Here is a 2,306-nt window from a genome sequence, read left to right as displayed (position 1 = left end):
GACCCACCTCCGCGTGGCCCACCCTGCCCTGACCACAAATCTGCCTTGTCAATTTCGCCAACTACATTGGCAAGCCACAGTTCCAGGCAACCGCAGTCCTGTGGCCCGCAGGCCGGTTCCCGGCCGATTCCCGGGCGCGGTCCATTGTCTTCTGGACCGCCCGCACTGAGAATGAACCATGACGGTCTACCTGAGGTCCCTGGAAACTGCTGTCCCGCCAACTGTTTTGATACAAACCGAAGCCCGGGACGTTTTCGCGGCCCAGCCTGGGCTCAGCAGGCTTGGCACCCGGCTGGTCGGGACCTGCTTTGATTCCGCGGCCATCGATACCCGCCACACGGCTGTTGAGGAAATGACCAAGGACCACCGGGCCGAGAATCCGGTGTTTTTCGACGCCGGCACGGGCCTGCTGCTCAGCCCCAGCACGAAGGTGCGCAACGACCTCTTCGCCACCGAGGCCACCAAACTCTTCATCGAGGCAGCGCAGAAAGCCCTGGAGGCCTGCCCCGAAATCACTTTACTTGACATAACCCACCTCGTCACGGTGTCCTGCACGGGCTTCTTCAACCCCGGACCGGACTACAAAATCGTCCGGGCCCTCGGCCTGAATCCCGCGGTTCAGCGCTACCACCTCGGGTTCATGGGCTGCTACGCGGCGTTCCCGGCCCTCCGGGCCGCCAAGTCGTTCTGCGAGGCGGACCCGGACGCCGTGGTGCTGGTGGTCTGCGCCGAGCTCTGCTCGCTGCACGTCCGGACCTCGAACGATCCGGACACCATCATGGGATCTGCACTGTTCGCCGACGGCGCGGCAGCGGCCATCGTGACCGCTCGTGAATTCCCGGACAAACCTGCACTGCTGCGGCTGGACCACTTCGAGACGGTCCTGACGCCGGTCGGCGAGGAATCCATGGCCTGGAATATCGGCGACCAAGGCTTCGAGATGGTCCTGGGCAACTACGTCCCGCACATCATCGATGACCACATCATCGGCGCCCTGGAACCACTCCTCTCCCGGGACACCTCCCTGCAGGGACTCCCCTACCGCGATATCCGGCACTGGGCCATCCACCCGGGAGGCCGCAGCATCCTCGACAAGGTCCAGTCCAGGCTGGACCTCAGCGACGAGCAGCTGGTGCCGGCCCGCGAGACCCTGCGCAACTACGGCAACATGAGCAGCGCCACCGTGCTCTTCGTACTCCGCCGCATCCTTGACCTGCCTTCGGCAGAGAGGGCCGACGACGGCGGCGAACGGATCTGCTCCATGGCATTCGGGCCCGGGCTGACCGTGGAAACGGCACTGTTCACCAAAATCAGCAGCTGCGGCGTCGGAACGACGGCATTGTCCGGGGACGCGGCCACCCGGTCCACCCAGCCGGAATCGGCCCTGGCCTGAGAACCTGAGGGTGGAACTACTGCGGGAACGCGCGGCGCATGCCGTCGAGGAAATGGACCTGCCCGGCTGCGATCCGGTCCGGCTTGACCGCACCTATGCCCAATTCGCGCTGGTCAACCGGGCCGTCTCCGGCTGGCGCGGCATCTATCTACGCCAGCTCAGGCCACTCCTGAGCCACAGCGAGCCGGCCACTCTGCTGGACATCGGCTGCGGGGGCGGCGATGTGCCGGTCATGATCGCCCGCTGGGCCGCCCGCGACGGTCTGCGCCTGGAAATCACGGCCATCGATCCGGATCCGCGCGCCAGCCGCTTCGCCGCGGCACGGCACCAGGCCGCGGGCGTGACGTTCCGTCAGGCCCTGGCAGCGGAGCTGGCCAGCGAGGGCCTGAGCTTCGACCTGGTGGTGTCCAACCACGTACTGCACCATCTGGCGGAGGGCGAACTTCCCGCGTTCCTGGCCGAATCCGCCGCGCTCTGCCACGGCCGGGTCATCCACAACGATCTCCGGCGCAGTCCCGCCGCCTACGGTCTCTTCTTCGCCTCCTCCTGGCCCTTCACCGGCTCCTACATCAGGCAGGACGGCCTCACCTCGATCCGCCGCAGCTACACCACTGACGAACTCCGGGCCGCCGCTCCCCCGGGCTGGACCGTCCGCCGCCAAGCCCCTTACCGCAACCTGCTGATCCTGGACAAGGGCAGCGGCCGTGGCTGACGTCCTGGTGATCGGCGGCGGCCCGGTGGGTCTGTTCATGGGCGCGCTGCTGCTCCAGCACGGCGTCAGCGTCCGGATCCTCGAGCAGCGGACCGGCCCCGAACCGCACTCCCGCGCCATCGGCATCCACCCCCCGTCGCTGGACGCGCTCCAGGGCATCGGCGTCGCAGAGGACCTCGTGGCCGAGGGGGTCCCGATCCG

3 protein-coding genes are annotated in these 2,306 nt (G+C 67.2%); all 3 read left to right on the top strand.

Translation table 11 applies throughout. The features are described from left to right. Positions 1-178 precede the first annotated feature (178 nt). Positions 179-1,393: a type III polyketide synthase gene (locus BJQ90_RS18740; RefSeq protein ID WP_226761714.1), complete on the top strand. Its 1,215-nt coding sequence runs from the start codon at positions 179-181 to the stop codon at positions 1,391-1,393. Positions 1,394-1,445: 52 nt separating this feature from the next. Further along, the gene (locus BJQ90_RS18735; protein WP_413463716.1) at positions 1,446-2,105 is read left to right on the top strand and encodes a class I SAM-dependent methyltransferase; all 660 of its coding nucleotides are present in this window, start codon (positions 1,446-1,448) and stop codon (positions 2,103-2,105) included. After that, a partial coding sequence (locus tag BJQ90_RS18730; RefSeq protein ID WP_226761712.1) for an FAD-dependent oxidoreductase occupies positions 2,098-2,306 on the top strand: 209 nt, incomplete at its 3' end. The genes BJQ90_RS18735 and BJQ90_RS18730, both read left to right, overlap by 8 nt.

The organism is Arthrobacter sp. SO3 (assembly GCF_020532825.1).
In the GTDB taxonomy this organism is placed as follows: Bacteria; Actinomycetota; Actinomycetes; order Actinomycetales; family Micrococcaceae; genus Arthrobacter.
The sequence above is the reverse complement of the archived record's forward strand: the minus strand, read 5'-3'. Positions and strand labels throughout refer to the sequence as shown.